Below are 20432 nucleotides of genomic sequence, written 5' to 3'. Positions count from 1 at the left end.
ACCCGGCATATTTTCATTTTGTCGGCTCCAGTCGGGCGTCCCGTCGTACGAGGGCCGCGTAACGCCCGCCGCGCTCCAGCAGTTCCTCGTGGGTTCCGCGTTCGACCACGCGCCCGGAGTCGAGGACCACGATCTGGTCGGCGCCGCGGACCGTGGAGAGCCGGTGGGCGATGGTGATGGTGGTGCGGTCGGCCGACAGCGCGTCGATGGCCGCCTGCACCGCCGCCTCGGTACGGGTGTCCAGCGCGCTCGTGGCCTCGTCGAGGACGAGCACCGGAGGGTCGCGCAGGATGGTCCGGGCGATCGCGAGGCGCTGCTTCTCCCCGCCGGAGAAACGGTGGCCGCGCTCACCGACGACGGTGTCGTAGCCGTCCGGCAGAGCCGCGATGTGGTCGTGGATCTGCGCGGCCTTCGCCGCCGCGTGCAGTTCCCCGTCGGTGGCGTCGGGCTTGGCGAAGCGCAGGTTGTCCGCGACCGACGCGTGGAAGAGGTACGTCTCCTGGGAGACGACGCCCACCGCACGGGCCAGGGTGTCGAAGTCGAGGTCGCGCACGTCCACCCCGTCGAGGGTGACCCGCCCGCCCGTGACGTCGTACAGCCGGGGCACCAGGTGGCCGAGCGTGGACTTGCCGGCGCCGGTCGGGCCGACGACGGCGAGGCTGCCGCCCGGCGGGACGGTGAGGTCGATGCCGTCGAGGACCGGGCCGCCCTTGCCGTCGTAGCCGAAGGAGACGTTCTCGAAGCGGACCTCGCCCTTGACCCGCTCCAGGCGCACCGGGTCCTCGCGCTCGGTGATGTCGACGGGCAGGTCGAGGTACTCGAAGATGCGCTGGAAGAGGGCGAGCGAGGTCTGGATCTGCACGCCGGTGGAGAGCAGGCTCACCGCCGGGCGGAACAGGCCCTGCTGGAGCGAGACGAACGCGACGATGGTGCCGATGGACACGCCGGGTCCGCCCGAGTGCAGGGCGAGGCCGGCCGTCCAGTAGATGACCGCCGGCATGGCGGCCATGACGATCGTGATGACCGCCATCCGCCAGCGGCCGGCCATGTTCGACCGCACCTCCAGGTCGACCAGCCGCTCGGACTCGTCGGCGAAGGCGGCGGTCAGCGAGTCGGACCGGCCCATGGTGCGGCCGAGCAGGATGCCGCTGACCGACAGCGACTCGGTGACCGTGGCCGCCATCGCGGCCATCTGCTTCTGGCGCCGGGTGGTGATCTTCTTGCGTTCGTTGCCGACGCGGCGGCTGATCCAGACGAAGACCGGCAGCAGCGCCAGCGACACGGCCGTCAGCCGCCAGTCGAGCGCGAGCATCGCCACGATCGTCGCGACCACGCTGGTGAGGTTGGAGACCAGCGAGGTCGCCGTGGAGGTCACGGTGGCCTGCATGCCGCCGATGTCGTTGGCGATGCGGGACTGCACCTCGCCGGTGCGGGTGCGGGTGAAGAAGGCGAGCGACATGCGCTGCAGGCGCCCGTAGACGGCGGTGCGCAGGTCGTGCATGACACGCTGGCCCACGGTCGTGGAGATCAGGGTCTGCAGCACGCCGAAGACGCTGGTCAGCACGGCGCTGAGGATCATGCCCAGCGCCAGCAGGCTGAGCAGGCCGGTGCGGCCCTCGGGCAGGGCGACGTCGAGGATCGCCTTCAGCAGGAACGGCGAGGCGACCGAGACGAGCGACGACGCCCCGACGAGCAGTCCGACGATCGCGAGGCGGCCCCGGTAGGGACGGAAGAGGCGCAGGATGCGCCGCACCTGCCGGGGCTCCTGCTCGGCTCCGGCGGGCGGCGTCCATGCGGGTGCGTGGTCGGGGTGCATGGTCTCCTTCGGGGTGCGCGGGGAGTCGGCCGGGCGTCCGGACCGGTTCAGCGAACAGCATTCATTGTTACCTGTACTCACAATGAACGGCATCCTGATAATGTTCCCGCATGACCGCCCCCGACCCCGACGGCCTGCTGGCCGAGCAGCTGCTCCGGCTCACCCGCCGGGTGCACCGCATCCAGAAGCGCCACCTGGAGCGGCGCGAGCTCGGCATCACTCCTGCCCAGTCCCGGCTGCTGCGCACCCTCGCGCACTACAGCTCGCCGCCCCGCATGGCCGACCTCGCGGAGCGGCTGGAGGTGGTGCCCCGCGCGGTGACCACACTGGTCGACGGGCTGGAGACGCACGGCAAGGTACGCAGGGTCCCGGATCCGGCCAACCGACGGGTGATCCGCATCGAGCTGACCGACGAGGGGCGCGAGGCGCTCCGCGAACTGCGCGCGGCGCGGCGGGCGGCCGCGGCGGAGATCCTCGCCCCGCTGGGGGAACGGGAGCGGGAGCAGCTCGGGGAGCTGCTGGACACGCTGGTCGACGGACCTTCGGCCCCGCCCTGCGAGGAGGGGCCGACCGAGCGGCCGGGCGGGCCCCAGGACTGACGCCCCTGCCCGGGGCTCCCGGGCTGAGCAGGAGCTCCGCGCGCGGGGCGGTGGCCGGGAAAAACCGGTTGCCCGCGGCCGGGCGGCAAAGACAACCTGTCACGGTTTGCTGCCGCCGTCCGAGGACGACCGCGGCTCCTGCTCCGAGCCACTGGGACGCCATGCAGATTCACGACCTTCCGTACCCCGATCCGGGCGTGCCCGACGCCCGCTCGGGCCCTCGATTCCTGTGGTGGCTCTTCCGCAACCAGCTGACCGGACAGCTGAAGTCGCTGGCCTGGGGCCTGCTGCACTTCGCGTCCGTGGCCTCGCTGCCGTTCTGCGTCGGCGTCGCCGTCCAGGCCGCGGTCGACCGCTCCGGCGGGCGGCTCGCGCTGGCCGGCGGGCTGATGGCCCTGGCCTGTGCGGGCAACGCGGTCGGCGACACCTTCCTGCACCGCTCCGCCGTCACCAACTGGATCACCGCCGCCGCGCGCGTGCAGCAGTTGCTGGGCCGCAAGGCAGCCGTGCTGGGCTCGGTGCTGACCCGGCGGGTGGCCGCGGGCGAGGTCGTCGCCGTCTCCACCGGTGACGTGGAGAAGATCGGCTGGTTCGTGGAGGCCCTGTCGCGGTTCACCGCCGCCGCGGTCACCGTGGTCGCGGTCACCGTCGGCCTCCTCCTCCACCAGCCCGCCCTCGGTGTCGTCGTCGCCGCCGGACTGCCCGTGCTGGCGCTCGCGGTGCTGCCGCTGCTGCCCAAGGCCACCCGGCGGGCGGACGTCCAGCGCGAGAAGGCCGGACGGGCCACCGAGCTGGCCTCCGACACCGTCGCCGGGCTGCGGGTGCTGCGCGGCATCGGCGGCGAGGACCTGTTCCTCGACCGCTACCGGCGCGCGTCGCAGGAGGTCCGCCGCGCCGCCGTGTGCAGCGCGCGGATGTGGTCGCTGATCGCCGCCGTGCAGGTGCTGCTGCCGGGTCTGCTGCTGATCACGGTGGTCTGGTACGGCGTCCACCTGGCCCGCGACGGCCGGATCGCCGTCGGTGAGCTGGTCACCGTCTACAGCTCGGTGATGCTCCTCACCTACCCTCTGCGGCATTTCGAGGAGATCGCGATGGCCTACTCCTTCTCGCGCCCCTCGGCCCGCCGGGCCGCGCGGGTGCTGTCGCTGGAGCGGGCCACGGACACCGCCGGAACGCGCGCCGCCGAGACCCCCGCGGGCGACCTCTACGACCCGGAGACGGGGCTGCTCGCCCCGTCCGGGCTGCTCACCGCCGTGGTGTGCGGCGACCCGGACGCGGCGGGGCGGCTGGCCGAACGGTGCGGCGGGCACGCCGCGCACGAGGGCGCCTCGGTCCTGCTCGGCGGGGTGCCCCTCGACGAACTGCCGCTGGACAGCGCCCGCACGGCCGTGCTGGTCCAGGACAAGGACCCGGTGCTGCTCTCCGGCACGCTGCGGGAGCTGCTCGACGTGCCCGCGTCCGGCGCGGTCGACCCGCGGGCGGCGCTGGAGGCCGCGCAGTGCGGGGACGTGCTGGCGGCGCTGGTTCAGGGGTCGCTGGGCGCCGAGGATCCGATGGACGCCCGCATCACCGAGCGCGGGCGGTCGCTGTCCGGCGGGCAGCGCCAGCGGCTCGCGCTCGCGCGGTCGCTGGTCACGGACCCGGAGGTGCTGGTCCTGGACGAACCCACCTCCGCCGTCGACTCGCACACCGAGGCACGCATCGCGCGGGGCGTGCGCGACCTGCGGGCCGGGCGCACCACCGTGGTGTTCACCTCGTCCCCGCTGCTGCTGGACCGCGCCGACCGGGTGGTGTTCCTGCACGACGGCACGGTCGTCGCGGCCGGCGGCCACCGCGAGCTGGTGCGCACCGAGCCCCGGTACCGGGCCGTGGTGACCCGCGAGACGGAGGAGGAGCCGGCGCCGGCCGGGCTGCGCGCGGACGAGGTCCCGCACGGCTTCGAGGAACTGGAAGAGCTCGCAGAGATCGAGGAGACGGCATGATCGGCGTGGCGCCACCGGCGTACGACCCGGCGGCCCCGTCCGCGGCCGGCACGCTGCCGGTGGGGGCGCCCGCGACCGTGCGCGCGTACGTGGCCGAGCTGCTGCGCCGGCACCGGCGGGCCTTCCTGCTGCTGGTCACCGTGAACACGGTGGCGGTGATCGCCTCGATGGTCGGGCCGTACCTGCTGGGCGGGCTCGTGGAGCGGGTCTCGTCCGACGAGCGGGAGCTGCACCTGGAGCTCACCGCGACGCTGTTCGTGGCCGCCCTCGTGGTCCACGCGGGATTCGTCCGGCAGGTGCGGCTGCGTGGGGCGATGCTCGGCGAGCGGATGCTGGCGGACCTGCGCGAGGACTTCCTGGTGCGGTCGGTGGGGCTGCCGCCGGGCGTGCTGGAACGGGCCGGCACCGGTGACCTGCTGTCGCGCATCACGACCGACGTCGACCGGCTCGGCAACGCCATGCGCGAGGCCGTGCCCCAGCTGGCGATCGGCGTGGTGTGGGCGGCCCTGCTCCTCGGCGGCCTGGTCGTCACCGCGCCGGAACTGGCGCCGGCGGTGCTGGTCGCGGTACCGCTGCTGGTGGTGGGGTGCCGCTGGTACTTCCGCCGGGCGCCGGGCGCCTACCGCTCGGAGGCCGCCGGGTACGCGGCGGTGGCCGCCGCCCTCGCCGAGACCGTGGACGCCGGGCGGACGGTGGAGGCGCACCGCCTCGGCCCGCGCCGCGTGGCGCTGACGGACCAGCGGGTGCGGGAGTGGACGGCCTGGGAGCGCTACACGCTGTGGCTGCGCTCGGTGCTGTTCCCCGTCGTCAACATCACCCACGTCACGGTGCTCGGATCGGTCCTGATGACCGGCGGGGTGTTCGTGCTCCAGGGCTGGATCGGCGTCGGCCAGCTCACGACGGCCGCGTTGATCGCGCAGATGCTGGTGGACCCGGTCGGGCTCATCCTGCGCTGGTACGACGAGCTGCAGGTCGCGCAGGTGTCGCTGGCGCGGCTGGTCGGCGTGCGGGACATCGAGCCGGACGCGGGGGACCCCGCCGTGACGCCCGAGGGGCGCCGGGTGCGGGCGGACGCCGTGCACTTCGGCTACCTGGAGGGCGTGGACATCCTGCGCAAGGTGTCCCTCGAGGTGCCGCCGGGGACGCGGATGGCCCTGGTGGGCCCCTCGGGCGCCGGCAAGTCCACGCTGGGCCGGCTGCTCGCGGGGATCTACGCGCCCCGGGAGGGACGCGTCACCCTCGGCGACGCGGAGCTGTCCCGCATGACCGCGGAAGGGGTCCGCTCCCACGTCGCCCTGGTCAACCAGGAACACCACGTCTTCGTGGGCTCCCTCCGCGACAACCTGCGGCTCGCCCGCACCGACGCGGAGGACGCCGAGCTGTGGGCGGCGCTCGGCGCGGTCGACGCGGACGGCTGGGCGCGGGCGCTGGAGGACGGTCTCGACACGGAGGTCGGCTCGGGCGGGTTCGCGCTCACCCCGGCGCAGGCACAGCAGATCGCGCTGGCCCGGCTGGTGCTGGCCGACCCGCACACGCTGGTCCTCGACGAGGCGACCTCGCTGCTCGACCCGCGCGCGGCGCGCCACCTGGAACGCAGCCTGGCCCGGGTGCTCGGCGGAAGGACCGTCGTGGCCATCGCCCACCGGTTGCACACGGCTCACGACGCGGACGTGATCGCCGTCGTCGAGGACGGCCGCATCAGCGAACTGGGCAGCCACGAGGAACTGGTCACGGCGGACGGGGCCTATGCGGCCCTGTGGCGTTCCTGGCACGGGTGAGCGAGCGGGGCACGCCCCCCGGGGCCGTCGGTCACGGGGCGTCCCTGAGGCGGGTGTGTCCCCGAGGCGGGCGCGTCCTCGGGCGCCCCCTCCCCTGGGGCAGGCACCGTCCTGCCCCCGCCGGTGTGGCGTCCTGCCGTGGGTCACGCCTCGCCGGCAGGCACCGGCTGCCGCCCGGGACGGCGGACCGGCGTCCGCCGGTTGCGACGGGTGGCGTTGCGGGGTCGGGAGATGCGGTGGAAGGCTGGAAGCAGGCATCGGCTCGGGGGCGCCCGGGGTCCGGTGGAGCGGGTCCGGGCGGATTCGGTGCCCGTGGAGCCGGCCCGGTGCGGGCCACGGTGGGCGACGCCGCCCGCCCCGTCGCTGGAGGTGTCCGTGAACAGCGTTGACGGTTGGGGAGACGACGTCTACCAGCCCGACGCGTCCGAGATCCAGGACGACGCCGGTCTGCTGGACGCCGAGGACACGCTGGAGACCGACGATGTCGACGACCCCCTCGACCGGGGCTGGTCGCCTCCCGAGCGGCCCTGGGCCGTGGAGCACTACGGCGTGACCGCCGCCGAGCGGCACCGGGGCGAGACGCTGGACCAGCGGCTGGCCGAGGAGCTGCCGGACCTGGTCGTGCCGGACGGCGACGGCCTCGGTGATTCCTCCGGCACCGACGGGGAACTCCTGGACAACGAGGTCGGTGCCGTGCGCTCCGGCCGGCTCGTCGCCCCCGACGAAGGGGCGCACGAGGACGAGGAGGAGGCGCTGGTCGCCAGCGACGTCGGCATCGACGGCGCCGCCGCCTCCGCCGAGGAGGCCGCCGTGCACATCGTCGACGAGGACGGTCTGCCCGGCTGAACCCGCCCCTGCCCGGCCGCGTCGCGGAACCCAACCCGCCCGAGGAGCACCCATGCAGCAGGACAAGCACCCCGACTACCACCCGGTCGTCTTCCGGGACCGGGCCGCCGGATACGCCTTCCTCACCCGGTCCACCGCGTCCAGCGAGCAGACCATCGAGTGGGACGACGGCGAGACCTACCCGGTGGTGGACGTGGAGATCTCCTCGGAGAGCCACCCGTTCTACACGGGCAAGGCCAGGACCGTGGACACCGAAGGCCGCGTCGCCCGCTTCGAACGCCGGTACGGCGGCGGCTGACCGACGGTCGGCCGTGCGCGCCGTACAGCGCCCAGGGGCATCGGCGTCTATATGACGTTGAGCGCCGCCGCGCAGCCCACCCCGCCCAGCAGCATGAACGCCGGCATCAGCACCTTCAGCTCCACCCAGCTGCCCGCGCGGAACCGCAGCGCCTTCGGCGGGCCGATGGGGTACCAGCGCTTGCGGCCGACGGGTATGGGCCACAGGATCGGGCAGCCGGAGACGGTCAGCGCGTCCCCGATGTCGTGCACCAGCGCACCGAGGACGATCGGCAGGCCGAGCCACAGGTACTCCTGGCCCGGCTCGGTGAACAGCCAGCCGGCTCCGTTGCCGGGCTCGTCGAGGATGCCCGCGATGATCCAGGCACTGGTCGCTGCCAGCAGCCACACCAGCACGTCGCTGCTGGAGCCGCGCGTCGCCCGCCACAGCAGGCCCTCGATGGCCAGCACCATGTGCACGAAGAGGATGAACAGGACCGCCCAGCGGCCGCCGGTGATCGCCAGGGCCGAGGTGCCGCCGCCGATGAGGACCGCCCACAGCCAGGTGTGGGTGAGGGTCCGGTGACCGCCCGAGCGGCGGGGGTCGCCCGGCTTCTTCGTCGCTTTGTAGACCGCGTAGGACAGCTTGTCGACGATCTCGCACAGTCGGCGTGACACGGGGCCGAAGGAGCGCGAGATGGTGGCGGCCTTGTGGTCCAGGTCCGGGGCGAGGGCGGCCCCGGCGCAGATCAGCGCACCGGCCAGCAGCACCGGCCAGGGCATCGGGCGTCCGGCCGCGGCCGTCGCCGCCCCGACCCCGAGCCAGGCCGCGGCGCCCGACAGTGAGTGTGCTGGTCCCATCATCGCCTGTGCCCGCCCATTCCTCTTGTGCCGCCGCCCTGTTGACCGGGGACGGAGACGCTGCGCCGGCGACACAGCGTAGCGGTAGTGATCTTCGAGCCGACAGCCGATTCCCGCATCGAACGGGTGGGCAGGCAAAATAGGGTGGTGACCCTTATCGATCAGCTGCCGCCGACCGCCGACCCCGACGCCCTTTACGAAGCCTTCGAGTCGTGGGCGCAGGAACGCGGTCTCACTCTCTATCCGCACCAGGAGGAGGCGCTGATCGAGGTGGTGTCGGGGGCGAACGTCATCGTCTCGACGCCCACCGGCTCCGGCAAGAGCATGATCGCCGCGGGCGCCCACTTCGCGGCGCTGGCCCGGGACGAGGTCACCTTCTACACGGCCCCCATCAAGGCCCTGGTGTCGGAGAAGTTCTTCGAGCTGTGCAAGATCTTCGGCACCGAGAACGTCGGCATGCTCACCGGTGACGCGTCCGTCAACGCCGACGCCCCGGTGATCTGCTGCACCGCCGAGGTGCTCGCGTCGATCGCGCTGCGCGACGGCAAGGACGCCGACGTCGGCCAGGTCGTGATGGACGAGTTCCACTTCTACGCCGAAGCCGACCGCGGCTGGGCCTGGCAGATCCCGCTGCTGGAGCTGCCGCAGGCGCAGTTCGTGCTGATGTCGGCGACGCTCGGCGACGTCTCCTTCTTCGAGAAGGACCTCACCCGGCGCACCGGCCGGCCCACCGCCGTGGTCCGCTCGGCGACCCGGCCCGTGCCGCTGTCGTACGAGTACCGGTACACCCCGCTCACCGAGACGCTGACCGAGCTGCTCGAGGCCCGGCAGGCGCCGGTGTACATCGTGCACTTCACGCAGGCGCAGGCCGTGGAGCGGGCGCAGGCGCTGATGAGCATCAACATGTGCACGCGGGAGGAGAAGGACCGGATCGCCGACCTGATCGGCAACTTCCGTTTCACCACCAAGTTCGGCCGCAACCTCTCCCGTTACGTGCGGCACGGCATCGGGGTGCACCACGCCGGCATGCTGCCCAAGTACCGGCGGCTGGTGGAGAAGCTGGCGCAGGCGGGCCTGCTGAAGGTCATCTGCGGCACCGACACCCTCGGCGTGGGCGTCAACGTGCCCATCCGCACGGTGCTGTTCACCGCGCTCACCAAGTACGACGGCAACCGGGTGCGCACACTGCGGGCGCGGGAGTTCCACCAGATCGCGGGGCGCGCCGGGCGGGCCGGCTTCGACACCGAGGGCTTCGTGGTGGCCCAGGCGCCGGAGCACGTCATCGAGAACGAGAAGGCGCTGGCGAAGGCGGGCGACGACCCGAAGAAGCGCCGCAAGGTGGTGCGCAAGAAGGCGCCCGAAGGTTTCGTCGCGTGGAGCGAGCAGACCTTCGAGAAGCTCATCGCGTCCGATCCGGAGCCGCTGACCTCCCGCTTCCGCGTCACCCACACCATGCTGCTGTCGGTGATCGCCCGGCCCGGCAACGCCTTCGAGGCGATGCGCCGCCTGCTGGAGGACAACCACGAGCCGCGCAAGCAGCAGTTGCGTCACATCCGGCGGGCGATCGCCATCTACCGCTCGCTGCTGGACGGCGGCATCGTCGAGACGCTGGACCGGCCGGACGCGGAGGGACGCATCGTGCGTCTCACCGTCGACCTGCAGCAGGACTTCGCGCTCAACCAGCCGCTGTCCACGTTCGCGCTGGCCGCGTTCGAACTGCTGGATCCCGAGTCGCCGTCGTACGCGCTGGACATGGTGTCCGTGGTGGAGTCCACGCTGGACGACCCGCGGCAGATCCTCGCCGCCCAGCAGAACAAGGCGCGCGGCGAGGCGGTCGCCGCGATGAAGGCCGACGGGGTGGAGTACGAGGAGCGCATGGAGCGCCTCCAGGACATCACCTACCCCAAGCCGCTGGAGGAGTTGCTCTTCCACGCGTACAACACGTACCGCAAGTCCCACCCCTGGGTCGGCGACCATCCGCTGTCGCCGAAGTCCGTGGTCCGGGACATGTACGAGCGGGCGCTGTCCTTCACGGAGCTGGTGTCCCACTACGAGCTGGCGCGCACCGAGGGCATCGTGCTGCGCTACCTCGCGAGCGCCTACAAGGCGCTGGAGCACACCATCCCCGACGACCTGAAGTCGGAGGACCTGGAGGACCTGATCGCCTGGCTGGGCGAGACGGTGCGCCAGGTCGACTCCAGCCTGCTGGACGAGTGGGAGCAGCTGGCCAACCCGGAGGAGATGACCGCCGAGGAGGCCCAGGAGAAGGCCGACCAGGTCAAGCCGGTCACGGCCAACGCCCGCGCCTTCCGGGTCCTGGTCCGCAACGCCATGTTCCGCCGGGTGGAGCTCGCCGCCCTCGACCAGGTGGACGAGCTGGGCGAGTTGGACGCCGAGTCCGGCTGGGACGCGGACGCGTGGGGCGAGGCGATGGACAAGTACTGGGACGAGTACGAGGAACTCGGCACCGGTCCCGACGCCCGCGGCCCGAAGCTGCTGATCATCGACGAGCAGCCGGAGAACGGGCTGTGGCGGGTCCGCCAGATCTTCGACGACCCGAACGGCGACCACGACTGGGGCATCAGCGCCGAGGTCGACCTGACCGCCTCCGACGCGGAGGGCCGTGCCGTCGTGCGGGTCACCGACGTCGGCCAGCTGTGAACACAGGAGAGACGCACCCATGACGAACCCGGCCGAGAGCCTCGTCGCCCTGCTCGACCTGGAGCAGATCGAGGTCGACATCTTCCGCGGCCGCAGCCCGCAGGAGTCCTTGCAGCGGGTCTTCGGCGGACAGGTCGCGGGCCAGGCACTGGTCGCCGCCGGCCGCACCACGGAGGGCGACCGTCCGGTGCACTCGCTGCACGCGTACTTCCTGCGTCCGGGGCGTCCCGGGGTGCCGATCGTGTACCAGGTGGAACGCGTGCGGGACGGCAGGTCGTTCACCACCCGCCGGGTCACCGCCGTGCAGCAGGGCCGCACGATCTTCAATCTGACCGCCTCCTTCCACAAGCCTGAGAAGGGGAGTTTCGAGCACCAGTTGCCGCCGGCCCGTGAGATGCCGGACCCCGAGTCGCTGCCGACGGTCGCGGACGAGATCCGCGAGCATCTGGGCGCGCTGCCGGAGCAGTTGGAGCGGATGGCTCGCCGCCAGCCCTTCGACATCCGCTACGTCGACCGGCTGCGCTGGAAGCCGGACGAGATCGAGGGCGCCGAGCCGCGCAGCGCGGTGTGGATGCGCGCGGTCGGGCCGCTCGGTGACGACCCGCTGGTGCACACCTGCGCGCTGACCTACGCCAGCGACATGACGCTGCTGGACGCGGTGCGGATCCCGGTGGAGCCGCTGTGGGGCCCGCGCGGTTTCGACATGGCGTCGCTGGACCACGCGATGTGGTTCCACCGGCCGTTCCGGGCGGACGAGTGGTTCCTGTACGACCAGGAGTCACCCATCGCCACGGGCGGCCGCGGGCTGGCCCGCGGCCGGATCTACGACCGGGAGGGCCGCATGCTGGTCTCGGTCGTCCAGGAAGGGCTCTTCCGGGCGCTGTAGGTCCGGGGCCGGCTCGGTCACCGGATGCGCCGGGCACACCGGACGGTCCACGCACCGCGCGTCGCGGCACACGGGCGTCTCGCGTCGCCGGCACCGCCGCCCGGGGGTGCTTCAAGCCACCGGGCGCCGCCCGCTCACGGGCGCGTCGCGGCTCGGCCGGGGCGGTGACGCCACCGTGCGAGCAGGCCTCGGCGTCTGGCTCGGTCAGCGGGAGCGAGGGTGTCCCGACCGGCCGGGGCCGAGGTTGCGGATCTTGCGGACCGTGCGGGCGGGGGCGCGGGCGCCCGGGGCGCGGGTACGGTTCGGGGGGACACGGGCGGACGGGACGCGGACCGCTCGGCCGCCGGTACAGTCCGGCAGGACGCGGGCGGCCGGGGAGCCGGGCGGTGGGCGCGGGCCTCGTCCACGAGCCGGGCCAGGTCGGCCCGCAGCCAGGCGATCTCGTCGGGGTCGCGGGCCGTCATGAGGTCGGCCGCGATCCGCGCCCCCGGCGAGTCCGGGCCGCCGCCGCTGCCGGGCGGCCGGCGGCGGAGCCCGTTGAGACGGGACCGGTCGTAGGGGTCCCGCACCACCTGCGCCACATGCAGCGGGTCGAGGAAGGACGCGACGGCCCCGGCACGTGCCCAGGGGTCCTCGGCCTCGCGGAGCAGGAAACCCAGGTGCCTGCTGCGCCAGTTGCGGGGCCGCAGGTCGGTCCCGGCGTCCAGCAGGCCGCGCAGCCCTTCGGGCGTACGCCCGGTCAGCAGTGGCGCGTTCTTTTCGTCGTCGCCGAACAGCCGCACCTCGTCGGCGAGATAGAGCCAGACCACGGCGCGGTAGCGGTTCAGGTAGAACGCCACGGGAACCAGCAGGCCGAGCCTCGCCAGCCGCGTGAACCGGGGCTTCGGCACCCCCAGCATCGCGGCGCCCTCCGCGGTCCCCACGGCATGCACGCTGCGGCGCAGCGTCTCCGGGAACCCCGGCCCGGCGCGCAGCCGCTCGATCTCCGTCCGCGCGACCCGCCCCTCCCCCGCTGCCCCGCCGGGCCCCGTGCGGATCCGGCCGAGTCGCACGGCCAGGTCGAACTCCGTGCGCCGCAGACCGAGTTCGTGGGCCGCGCGGCCCGTCGTGACCCAGGCGTCGGCCTTCGCCACGTCCGGACCGGCACCCGTGTCGTAAGCCGTGACGGATCGCTGCGTGCCGGTCGTCGACTGTCGGGACATGCTCGTCTCCCCCGTGTTCGTGGAGGGCCGGCGCCGGTTGCGCCCGCTCCGGGAAAGACGGTATCCGTTCCGTCACGCTGCGTGGCCAGCCTGTGGACAACCTTCACCGCGACGACGAACGCGCAGGTCAGGATCCCGGTCCCGGCTCCGGTCGGCGGCTGTCGACGCCCAGGTGCTCGCCGACCCGGTTGACGAGCAGCGTCATCTCGTAGGCGATGTGTCCGATGTCGGCCTCGGCGCCGCTGAGGACGCACAGGCAGCTTCCGGAGCCGGCGGCGGTGACGAACAGCACCGCCTCGTCGAACTCGACCATCGTCTGGCGCACCCCGCCCGCGCCGAAGTGCCGCCCCGACCCCTTGGCGAGACTGTGCAGCCCGGACGAGACGGCGGCCAGATGCTCGGCGTCCTCGCGGCGCAGGCCGGTGCTCGCCCCCGTCACCAGGCCGTCGTTCGAGAGGATCAGCGCGTGCCGCACATGATCGACGCGCTGGGTCAGGTCGTCCAGCAGCCAGTCGAGTCGCCGGTTCTGCTCCATGTCGTGTGTCTCCCCCTGTTGTCCCCGTGTGCCCCGTGTGCCGTCCCCTCCGGTCGGGAGGGTCCCTGCGCCAGCCTTCCCCACGACCGGGCGGCGGGCAAGGAAGATGAGAGCCATGGGACAGAAGATGACCGAGGAAGAGTGGCGGGAGTTCGTCTCGTACGGGACCCGCACCGGGAAACTGGCCACCGTCCGGGCCGACGGCCGTCCGCACCTGGCGCCGATCTGGTTCGTCCTCGACGGGGACGAGGTGGTGTTCAACACCGGCACGGCGACCGTGAAAGGGCGCAACCTGGCCCGTGACGGGCGGATCGCGCTCTGCGTGGACGACGACCGGCCGCCGTTCGCGTACGTGATCCTGGAGGGCCGGGCGCGTCTCTCGGAGGACCCCGGGGAGCTGCGGCACTGGGCCGCCCGGATCGGCGCGCGGTACATGGGCGAGGAGCGCGCCGAGGAGTTCGGCGCGCGCAACGGCGTGCCGGGCGAACTGCTCGTCCGGGTGCGGATCGACAAGGTGCTGGCCGAAAAGGGCCTGGCGGACTGACGTCGGGTGGGCAGGCCCCCGGTCGTCGGTCGCCCCACCGGGGCGCCTCCTTGCCGAGGCCACGGTCCTCGACCTCGACGGCGTAGCCGCTGCCGACGGATTCGCCGGTGACGCGCACCCGGGTGCGGGGTGGTGAGAACTGCGCCGCGCCCTCGATGATCCCGGCGAGGAGGCGGGTGAGGTCCCGGTGACGGCCGCGTCGGCGCCGGGCGTCTCCACGCGCGCGTGGTCCTCCACCTCGGAGACGGCCGCGCGCACCACGTCGGTCAGCGGCACGGGCTTGCGCCGACCGCGACCGGGGGTGGCGCCGGAGAGGAGGACGAAGCTCTCCGGACGGCGAGGCGATCGAGGCGGGAAAGGCCGCTCAGTCCGTCCGGGGCGACGCTGAGACTGGTGGTGCCCCGGAGACGCCAGGGGGCGCAGGCGCACTGAGGGGGTGCGTTCGGGCAGCAGCGCAGAGGGGACGCACCGGTGGCGCGGGCCGACCGTACCGCGCTCGAACGCGCACACGGTGTCGCCGGTTCCGGCGAGGGATCATGCGGGCATGAGTGACGACCACACACATGTCCAGGAGTTCTTCGGCGCCCGCGCCGCCGACTGGGACCGCCGCTTCCCCGACGACGGCCCGGCCTACGCCGCCGCGGTCGCCGGGCTGGGGCTGCGCGAGGGTGACCGGGTGCTGGACGCGGGCTGCGGCACCGGGCGGGCGCTGCCCGCGCTGCGCGCGGCGGTGGGCCCGTCCGGGGTGGTACTGGGCGCGGATCTGACGCCGGCGATGCTGCGGGAGGCGGTGCGGGCCGGACGGGACGGGGACGGAACGCTGCTGCTGACGGACGTGGCGGCACTGCCGTTGCGTTCGTCCTCGCTGGACGCCGTGTTCGCGGCGGGGCTGATCGCGCATCTGCCGCACCCGGCCGAGAACCTGCGGGAGATCCGCCGCGTGGTGCGGCCCGGCGGGGTGCTCGCCCTGTTCCATCCGATCGGACGGGCCGCCCTCGCCGCGCGCCAGGGGCGTCAGCTCACCCCGGACGACCTGCGCGCCGAGCCGAATCTGCGGGCGCTGCTGACGAGTGCGGGCTGGCGCGTGACGTCGTACGTCGACGAGGACACGCGGTTCCTGGCGCTGGCGGTGCGGGACGGCTGAGCGGCGTTCCGAGTTCCGCGGGGCTTGCGCGCGGCGTTCCGCGGGGCTTGCGCGCGGGGTCCGCGGACGGGCCTGAGCGGGCCTGCGCGCTGGTCGATTCGCCCCCGTACGACGGGGAACCTTCAGCTCCGGGCACGGGTGCGGGGTCGTGACAACGGCCTCGGGGTCGGCATATCGTGCGCGCCGACGGGCGAACCGATGGGGAGGCTGGGATGGCCGGGACGGACGAGGGAGCCGTCGCCGCCGACGACGCGCTCTATGTGCTGACCGCGGCGCTGCTGACGCCCGCGAAGTTCCCGAGCGTACTGGGCGACGACTACCCGGAGGCGTGTGCGGCGCTCGGCCTTCCGCCGGTGGCCGACGGATACGGGCTGGTGCTCGGCCAGGACGGAGAAGGCGCCCGGTGGACCGTGGTCGTCGACGACGTCTCGCTGGTCGCGGTCGCCATCGCGTCCTGGGACTGCGGCATGGAGCAGGAACTGTCACCGGACGAGCGCACGGTCGTCGCCGCGCTGCCCGGCTGGCCCCTCGCGGTGGCCGTGGCGGCGCCGAACGTGCCCGCGCCGCACGATCCCTCCCCCGACGTGGCGGACATGCCGCCGCTGTCGCCGCCCGACGCGGAGGTGTGGGGCCCGGCCCAGCGGCGTCTGGGGGCCGACGAGATCGCGCTGCAGTGGGCGATGTGGCGGGAGCAGGTGGACGACCCGGCGGTCCCGGCGCCCGGTGCGGCTCCGGAGGCCGACGCGGGCTCCGGGACGGACGCGCACGGCGAGGAGGGCGGGGCCGCGGGGACGTCGGTGGGCGGGCACAGCGGAATCCGCCGCGCGCTGGCCGAGGCGCGCGCCTACATCGGCTCGCCGCCGCCACTGGGCCGGGTGCGGTCCTCCTTCGCACCGGGCGGCGCGCGCACCCTGCGCGCGGACGGGCCCGGGTGGTCGCTGGTCGCCCGGACGGACGACATCGCCTTCGTCCTGCTCGACGACGAACCGGGAGAGGTGCTTCCGGTACGCCGAGGGCCTGAGCTGCCGGGGCTGCTCAAGGCGCTTGACGAGATGGCCGTACGGCCGCTGTGAGCGGGCGCGCTGGGCAGGACGCCTTGGCGGGCGGGGCGGCAGCGGCAGCCGCCGGCACCGAGTCCGGCCGCACTCGGACCGCCGAAGCGCCTCGTACGCTGACGCCTCCCACGCGCAGGGCGCGGTGGGTCGCCTGGCGGACGGTGCGGCGCCCGTACCGGTCCGTCGCTTCCCGGCGGGACGCGTCGCCCCAGCCGAGGCTCACACGACCGGGCCGGCGGGCGCCCGTCCCCCGCACGCGCCCGCCTCCCGCACGCCGAGGCGGATGCCTCAGCGGCCCAGCTCCTTGCGCCCGGCCCGCCGCAGGCGTTGCCTCTGTGACGGGTCGAGGGCGAGGTAGGCGGCTGCCGGGACTCCCAGGATGATCAGGAGTGCGGCCCACCAGGGCAGCCAGATGAGCAGAATGAGCCCGGCTGCCACACCCCCCGCGGCGATCTTCGCGTTCTTCGACATGTGCGTCGCCTCCTTCGCGGCCAGTGCCGCTCTCTGGCGTGAAAACGGGTCCGCGTCGGCGGCGGTTCCTGGCCGCCACCCTGAGACGTCCCGGAGATGCGCCCCCTAAGGCCTCCAGAACCCAGATCTCCGGGCTCCCGGTCCCCGGGTCTCCCGGCGGCCCGCGCCCTCGTCCCCCACCATGGTGACCCACCTCACAGCTCAGGGGTACCCGCAGGACGCGCCGAGCGTCAGGGCGCGTCCGCGCCGTCCGGCCCCGGCAGCAGCGACTCCGGGCCGCTCGGCAGCGCGGTGGGCAGGCCGCTCGGCCAGTCGCTGGGCAGCGCGGTCGGGAAGCCGGAGGGAAGTTCCGTGGGGAAGTCCGAGGGCAGCAGCCCGCTGGGGAAATCCGAGGGAAGGTCCAGCGACGGGTCCCCCCGGATCCGTGGCGGTCTCGGTGGGCTCCGTGGCCGGGCCGTCCTCGTCCGACGTCACCAGCACGGCGATGGTGACGACCAGGGCCGCCACGATCACGGCGAGCAGCAGGATCAGCAGCCTGCGCCGGCCGGGCCCGCGCCCCGGCCCGGTTCCGCCGCCGTTGTCGGGCGGTCCGGACGCGGATCCGTCCCCGTGGGAAAGCGGGCCGAAGCCCCCGCCGTGCGGCGGCGGCGCGTCGTCCGGCGGGCCGGGCGGCTGCTGGGGCGGTACCGGTGGCGTGGCCATGGACACATCGTCGCCGCGCTCCCGCCCCCGCGCGAGGAGACGGCGCGGAAACCGCCCGCCAGTCGTGGCGCCCGCACCCGGAACACCCCCCCTGTCCGCGCGAGCAGCGCGGACAGCGCGCACACCCGACGCCTCGCACACGCCCGGACACGCCCGCACACGCGCGGGCGCACCCCCACCGGCCGAGCAGCGCCGCGCCCCCGCCCCACGGGGCCACGGCGCCCGAACGGCGGTCGGAGGCGCGTCTCGACACCCGGCGGTGACCAGGGGCCCGTCCCCCAGGGGCGGGCCCCTGTGCGCGGGACGTCAGCCCCGCGCACCCAGCAGGTGGTCCATCGCCAGCTGGTCGAGGCGCTCGAAGGCCATGCCCCGGGCGGCGGCCGCGTCCGGGTCGAAGTCCTCGAAGGCGGACCGGTCGTCGAGCAGCGCCTGGAGGCCGTCGGCCGCCGTGGGCTGGGCGAGCTGGTCCAGGCGGGCGGCGCGCAGCGCCTCCTGGACCTCCGGGTCGGCGCGGAAGGCGGCCGCGCGCTCCTTGAGGATCAGGTAGTTGCGCATGCAGCCGGCCGCGGAGGCCCACACGCCGTCGAAGTCCTCGGTCCGCGGCGGCTTGAAGTCGAAGTGGCGCGGGCCCTCGTACCCGGCCGACTCCAGCAGGTCGACCAGCCAGAACGCGGCGCGCAGGTCGCCCGCGCCGAAGCGCAGGTCCTGGTCGTACTTGATGCCGGACTGGCCGTTGAGGTCGATGTGGAACAGCTTGCCCGCCCACAGGGCCTGGGCGATGCCGTGCGGGAAGTTGAGCCCGGCCATCTGCTCGTGGCCGACCTCCGGGTTGACGCCGTACAGCTCCGGGCGCTCGAGGCGCTCGATGAACGCGAGGGCGTGGCCGATGGTCGGGAGGAGGATGTCGCCGCGGGGCTCGTTCGGCTTCGGCTCGATGGCGAAGCGGATGTCGTAGCCCTGGGAGGTGACGTACTCGCCGAGCAGGTCGAAAGCCTCCTTCATGCGGTCCAGCGCGACCCGGACGTCCTTCGCGGCGCCGGACTCGGCGCCCTCGCGGCCGCCCCAGGCGACGTAGGTCTGCGCGCCGAGCTCGACCGCGAGGTCGATGTTGCGGATGGTCTTGCGCAGCGCGTAACGGCGCACGTCACGGTCGTTCGCGGTGAAGCCGCCGTCCTTGAACACCGGGTGGGTGAACAGGTTGGTGGTCGCCATCGGGACCTTCATGCCGGTCTCGTCCAGCGCCTGGCGGAACCGCTTGATGTGCTCGGCGCGCTCGCTGTCGCTCGCGCCGAAGGGGATGAGGTCGTCGTCGTGGAAGGTCACGCCGTGGGCGCCGAGCTCGGCGAGGCGGCGGACGGACTCGGCCGGGTCGAGGGCGCCGCGGGTGGCGTCGCCGAAGGGGTCCCGTCCCTGCCAGCCGACGGTCCACAGGCCGAACGTGAACTTGTCCTCGGGGGTGGGCTGGTAGCTCATGCCGCGGCTCCTTGCTCGCTGAGACTATTTCGTCATGGCGGTTTACAAATTAGTATGCAGGAACATTTCTGGGAAGAGACACACCCCGCCGGGGCGCGGAAGAGGGAGAGACCGATGTCAGCAGCCGAGGGTCCGCTCGTCGTCGGCGTGGACACATCCACCCAGTCCACCAAGGCCCTGGTCGTCGACGCGGCGACCGGCAGGGTCGTCGCGAGCGGCCAGGCGCCGCACACGGTGACCTCGGGCGAGGGGCGGGAGAGCGACCCGCGTCAGTGGTGGGACGCCCTGACCGAGGCGCTGCGGCAGTGCGGCGAGGCGGCGCACGAGGCCGCGGCGGTGTCGATCGGCGGGCAGCAGCACGGCTTGGTCACGCTGGACGAGCACGGCGAGCCGGTCCGCCCGGCGCTGCTGTGGAACGACGTGCGGTCCGCCCCGCAGGCGAGCCGGCTGGTGGAGGAGCTGGGCGGCGCGAAGGCGTGGACCGAGCGGACCGGCAGCCTGCCGACCGCGTCCTTCACGGTCACCAAGTGGGCCTGGCTGGCGGAGCACGAGCCGGACGCGGTGCGCGCCACCAAGGCGGTGCGGCTGCCCCACGACTACCTGACCGAGCGGCTCACCGGGCAGGGCACCACCGACCGCGGCGACGCCTCGGGCACCGGCTGGTGGGCGTCCGCCACGGAGGCGTACGACGAGGAGATCCTGGCGCACGTCGGGCTGGACCCGGCGCTGCTGCCGCGCGTGGTGCGGCCGGGCGAGGTGGCCGGCACCGTGCGCGACGGGCACGATCTGCCGTTCTCCAAGGGCACGCTGGTGGCGTGCGGCACAGGCGACAACGCCGCTGCCGCGCTGGGCCTCGGGGTGCGCCCCGGCACACCGGTGATGAGCCTCGGCACGTCGGGCACCGTGTACGCGGTGTCGGAGCGGCGGCCGGCCGATCCGACCGGCACCGTGGCCGGCTTCGCCGACGCGCGCGGCGACTGGCTGCCGCTGGCCTGCACCCTCAACTGCACGCTCGCCGTGGACCGGGTCGCCGCCCTGCTGGGCCTGGACCGCGAGGCCGTCGAACCGGGCCGCGGCGTCACGCTGCTGCCCTTCCTGGACGGCGAGCGCACCCCCAACCTCCCCCACTCCTCGGGCCTGTTGCACGGTCTGCGGCACGACACCACCGGCGGCCAGCTGCTCCAGGCCGCCTACGACGGCGCCGTCCACTCCCTGCTGGCCGCGCTCGACCTGGTCCTCGACGAGGACGCCGACCCGTCGACGCCGCTGCTGCTGATCGGCGGCGGCGCCCGCGGCACCGCCTGGCAGCAGACCGTGCGGCGGCTGTCCGGGCGGCCCGTGCAGGTGCCCGAGGCGAAGGAGCTGGTCGCGCTCGGAGCGGCGGCCCAGGCGGCCGGGCTGCTCACCGGGGAGGACCCGGCCGCGGTCGCCCGGCGCTGGGACACGGCGGCGGGGCCGGTGCTGGACGCGGTGGAGCGGGACGAGGAGACCCTGTCCCGGCTGGCCGGGGTACTCTCCGACGCGGCCCCGCTGCTGGAGCGCGCCCCGGACCACGGCTGACGCCCCGGCGACCGCCGTCCCACGGCGGCCACGCACCGGCC

18 protein-coding genes are annotated in these 20432 nt (G+C 73.8%); 11 read left to right on the top strand and 7 right to left on the bottom strand.

Going from position 1 to position 20432, the window contains the following annotated elements; all coding sequences use genetic code 11:
- Positions 1 to 13: 13 nt before the first annotated feature.
- A complete protein-coding gene (locus ACIQ8B_RS18315) occupies positions 14 to 1816 on the bottom strand; it encodes an ABC transporter ATP-binding protein (RefSeq protein ID WP_290009260.1) in 1803 nt (600 codons plus the stop codon).
- A gap of 110 nt (positions 1817 to 1926) precedes the next feature.
- On the opposite strand from ACIQ8B_RS18315, the gene ACIQ8B_RS18310 reads away from it, so the two are divergent.
- From ACIQ8B_RS18310 to ACIQ8B_RS18290, 5 genes are all read left to right on the top strand, one after another.
- On the top strand, positions 1927 to 2415 hold the full coding sequence (locus tag ACIQ8B_RS18310) for a MarR family winged helix-turn-helix transcriptional regulator (RefSeq protein ID WP_403547936.1): 489 nt from the start codon (positions 1927 to 1929) through the stop codon (positions 2413 to 2415).
- Between the two features lie 161 nt (positions 2416 to 2576).
- On the top strand, positions 2577 to 4397 hold the full coding sequence (locus ACIQ8B_RS18305; protein ID WP_403547935.1) for an ABC transporter transmembrane domain-containing protein: 1821 nt from the start codon (positions 2577 to 2579) through the stop codon (positions 4395 to 4397).
- On the top strand, positions 4394 to 6175 hold the full coding sequence (locus tag ACIQ8B_RS18300) for an ABC transporter ATP-binding protein (protein WP_403547933.1): 1782 nt from the start codon (positions 4394 to 4396) through the stop codon (positions 6173 to 6175). The genes ACIQ8B_RS18305 and ACIQ8B_RS18300 overlap by 4 nt, the downstream gene beginning before the upstream one ends.
- A 375-nt stretch (positions 6176 to 6550) precedes the next feature.
- Positions 6551 to 7021 (top strand): DUF5709 domain-containing protein, encoded by a 471-nt coding sequence (locus ACIQ8B_RS18295; protein WP_403547931.1) that lies wholly within the window; start codon positions 6551 to 6553, stop codon positions 7019 to 7021.
- 52 nt (positions 7022 to 7073) lie between these two features.
- Complete coding sequence (locus ACIQ8B_RS18290) at positions 7074 to 7319, top strand: type B 50S ribosomal protein L31 (RefSeq protein WP_403547929.1); 246 nt, start codon at positions 7074 to 7076, stop codon at positions 7317 to 7319.
- 47 nt (positions 7320 to 7366) lie between these two features.
- Here the strand turns inward: ACIQ8B_RS18290 and ACIQ8B_RS18285 are convergent, their stop codons facing one another.
- The gene (locus ACIQ8B_RS18285; RefSeq protein WP_106415345.1) at positions 7367 to 8161 is read right to left on the bottom strand and encodes a metal-dependent hydrolase; all 795 of its coding nucleotides are present in this window, start codon (positions 8159 to 8161) and stop codon (positions 7367 to 7369) included.
- A 144-nt stretch (positions 8162 to 8305) separates the two neighbouring features.
- On the opposite strand from ACIQ8B_RS18285, the gene ACIQ8B_RS18280 reads away from it, so the two are divergent.
- Together ACIQ8B_RS18280 and ACIQ8B_RS18275 are read left to right on the top strand one after the other, a co-directional pair.
- Positions 8306 to 10819 (top strand): DEAD/DEAH box helicase, encoded by a 2514-nt coding sequence (locus ACIQ8B_RS18280; protein WP_403547927.1) that lies wholly within the window; start codon positions 8306 to 8308, stop codon positions 10817 to 10819.
- A gap of 19 nt (positions 10820 to 10838) precedes the next feature.
- The gene (locus tag ACIQ8B_RS18275; protein WP_106415344.1) at positions 10839 to 11705 is read left to right on the top strand and encodes an acyl-CoA thioesterase II; all 867 of its coding nucleotides are present in this window, start codon (positions 10839 to 10841) and stop codon (positions 11703 to 11705) included.
- A gap of 134 nt (positions 11706 to 11839) precedes the next feature.
- Here ACIQ8B_RS18275 and ACIQ8B_RS18270 read toward each other — a convergent pair whose 3' ends face one another.
- Both ACIQ8B_RS18270 and ACIQ8B_RS18265 read right to left on the bottom strand, forming a co-directional pair.
- Entirely contained in the window at positions 11840 to 12907 is a 1068-nt protein-coding gene (locus ACIQ8B_RS18270) for a DUF6397 family protein (protein WP_403547925.1), read from the bottom strand.
- 127 nt (positions 12908 to 13034) lie between these two features.
- Positions 13035 to 13442, bottom strand: coding sequence for a roadblock/LC7 domain-containing protein (locus tag ACIQ8B_RS18265; protein ID WP_106415342.1), 408 nt, complete (start codon positions 13440 to 13442; stop codon positions 13035 to 13037).
- A 115-nt stretch (positions 13443 to 13557) separates the two neighbouring features.
- Between ACIQ8B_RS18265 and ACIQ8B_RS18260 the strand changes: the two genes are divergently transcribed.
- The 3 genes from ACIQ8B_RS18260 to ACIQ8B_RS18250 all read left to right on the top strand — a co-directional run bounded on the left by ACIQ8B_RS18260 (position 13558) and on the right by ACIQ8B_RS18250 (position 16203).
- A complete protein-coding gene (locus ACIQ8B_RS18260; RefSeq protein WP_403547922.1) occupies positions 13558 to 13986 on the top strand; it encodes a PPOX class F420-dependent oxidoreductase in 429 nt (142 codons plus the stop codon).
- Positions 13987 to 14530: 544 nt separating this feature from the next.
- Positions 14531 to 15130, top strand: coding sequence for a class I SAM-dependent methyltransferase (locus ACIQ8B_RS18255; protein ID WP_290009239.1), 600 nt, complete (start codon positions 14531 to 14533; stop codon positions 15128 to 15130).
- A 212-nt stretch (positions 15131 to 15342) separates the two neighbouring features.
- Complete coding sequence (locus ACIQ8B_RS18250; RefSeq protein ID WP_403547920.1) at positions 15343 to 16203, top strand: hypothetical protein; 861 nt, start codon at positions 15343 to 15345, stop codon at positions 16201 to 16203.
- 270 nt (positions 16204 to 16473) lie between these two features.
- Here ACIQ8B_RS18250 and ACIQ8B_RS18245 read toward each other — a convergent pair whose 3' ends face one another.
- From ACIQ8B_RS18245 to xylA, 3 genes are all read right to left on the bottom strand, one after another.
- The gene (locus ACIQ8B_RS18245) at positions 16474 to 16656 is read right to left on the bottom strand and encodes a hypothetical protein (RefSeq protein WP_106415338.1); all 183 of its coding nucleotides are present in this window, start codon (positions 16654 to 16656) and stop codon (positions 16474 to 16476) included.
- Positions 16657 to 16857: 201 nt separating this feature from the next.
- Positions 16858 to 17358, bottom strand: coding sequence for a hypothetical protein (locus ACIQ8B_RS18240; RefSeq protein WP_403547918.1), 501 nt, complete (start codon positions 17356 to 17358; stop codon positions 16858 to 16860).
- Between the two features lie 306 nt (positions 17359 to 17664).
- On the bottom strand, positions 17665 to 18831 hold the full coding sequence (gene xylA, locus ACIQ8B_RS18235; RefSeq protein WP_290009234.1) for a xylose isomerase: 1167 nt from the start codon (positions 18829 to 18831) through the stop codon (positions 17665 to 17667).
- 114 nt (positions 18832 to 18945) lie between these two features.
- On the opposite strand from xylA, the gene xylB reads away from it, so the two are divergent.
- Positions 18946 to 20391, top strand: coding sequence for a xylulokinase (xylB, locus tag ACIQ8B_RS18230; RefSeq protein ID WP_106415336.1), 1446 nt, complete (start codon positions 18946 to 18948; stop codon positions 20389 to 20391).
- Positions 20392 to 20432 lie beyond the last annotated feature (41 nt).

It is taken from the genome of Streptomyces sp. NPDC096105 (genome assembly GCF_044763335.1).
In the GTDB taxonomy this organism is placed as follows: domain Bacteria; phylum Actinomycetota; class Actinomycetes; order Streptomycetales; family Streptomycetaceae; genus Streptomyces.
The sequence above is the reverse complement of the archived record's forward strand: the minus strand, read 5'-3'. Positions and strand labels throughout refer to the sequence as shown.

Bases quoted from the DNA above. Each gene is read 5' to 3' on its own strand.
- ACIQ8B_RS18315 (WP_290009260.1), bottom strand. From the start codon at position 1,816: ATGCACCCCGACCACGCACCCGCATGGACGCCGCCCGCCGGAGCCGAG.
- ACIQ8B_RS18310 (WP_403547936.1), top strand. From the start codon at position 1,927: ATGACCGCCCCCGACCCCGACGGCCTGCTGGCCGAGCAGCTGCTCCGG.
- ACIQ8B_RS18305 (WP_403547935.1), top strand. From the start codon at position 2,577: ATGCAGATTCACGACCTTCCGTACCCCGATCCGGGCGTGCCCGACGCC.
- ACIQ8B_RS18300 (WP_403547933.1), top strand. From the start codon at position 4,394: ATGATCGGCGTGGCGCCACCGGCGTACGACCCGGCGGCCCCGTCCGCG.
- ACIQ8B_RS18290 (WP_403547929.1), top strand. From the start codon at position 7,074: ATGCAGCAGGACAAGCACCCCGACTACCACCCGGTCGTCTTCCGGGAC.
- ACIQ8B_RS18285 (WP_106415345.1), bottom strand. From the start codon at position 8,161: ATGATGGGACCAGCACACTCACTGTCGGGCGCCGCGGCCTGGCTCGGG.
- ACIQ8B_RS18275 (WP_106415344.1), top strand. From the start codon at position 10,839: ATGACGAACCCGGCCGAGAGCCTCGTCGCCCTGCTCGACCTGGAGCAG.
- ACIQ8B_RS18270 (WP_403547925.1), bottom strand. From the start codon at position 12,907: ATGTCCCGACAGTCGACGACCGGCACGCAGCGATCCGTCACGGCTTAC.
- ACIQ8B_RS18265 (WP_106415342.1), bottom strand. From the start codon at position 13,442: ATGGAGCAGAACCGGCGACTCGACTGGCTGCTGGACGACCTGACCCAG.
- ACIQ8B_RS18260 (WP_403547922.1), top strand. From the start codon at position 13,558: ATGGGACAGAAGATGACCGAGGAAGAGTGGCGGGAGTTCGTCTCGTAC.
- ACIQ8B_RS18255 (WP_290009239.1), top strand. From the start codon at position 14,531: ATGAGTGACGACCACACACATGTCCAGGAGTTCTTCGGCGCCCGCGCC.
- ACIQ8B_RS18250 (WP_403547920.1), top strand. From the start codon at position 15,343: ATGGCCGGGACGGACGAGGGAGCCGTCGCCGCCGACGACGCGCTCTAT.
- ACIQ8B_RS18245 (WP_106415338.1), bottom strand. From the start codon at position 16,656: ATGTCGAAGAACGCGAAGATCGCCGCGGGGGGTGTGGCAGCCGGGCTC.
- ACIQ8B_RS18240 (WP_403547918.1), bottom strand. From the start codon at position 17,358: ATGGCCACGCCACCGGTACCGCCCCAGCAGCCGCCCGGCCCGCCGGAC.
- xylA (WP_290009234.1), bottom strand. From the start codon at position 18,831: ATGAGCTACCAGCCCACCCCCGAGGACAAGTTCACGTTCGGCCTGTGG.
- xylB (WP_106415336.1), top strand. From the start codon at position 18,946: ATGTCAGCAGCCGAGGGTCCGCTCGTCGTCGGCGTGGACACATCCACC.